Genomic DNA, 321 nt, shown 5'->3' on the forward strand with positions numbered 1-321 from the left:
CTTCCTGGCCGCCGCCCTGCCCCGCGCGCTGGACCGCGGCGCGGACCAGGGGCTGCGCGAGCTGATCCGCAGCCACGGCCCGACGTCCGGCTCGGTGCCGGTGACGGTCCCCCCTGACCTCGTCCCGCCCGCCGGGATGACCCCGGCCCTCCGCCCGCCGGCCGCGAGGCCGCCGGTCCTCGTGCCGAAGGGTGGGGGCGGTGAACTCGGACAGGGCCACCGCGTAGCGCGGGTACGTCACGGCGGCCGAGGGCCACCGGCCGGCCACCAGACGGGCGTGGGAGGCCGCGTCGTTCAGGTAGGTCAGCGCGAGCTTGGGCG

At 78.8% G+C, this 321-nt stretch carries 1 protein-coding gene; it reads right to left on the bottom strand.

Annotated features, from left to right (window positions below; translation table 11 throughout):
• Positions 1 to 321 (bottom strand): hypothetical protein (locus UK12_RS44130; RefSeq protein ID WP_045307207.1); only part of this gene is annotated, 321 nt, incomplete at both ends.

The sequence above is a fragment of the Saccharothrix sp. ST-888 genome (genome assembly GCF_000955975.1).
In the GTDB taxonomy this organism is placed as follows: domain Bacteria; phylum Actinomycetota; class Actinomycetes; order Streptomycetales; family Streptomycetaceae; genus Kitasatospora.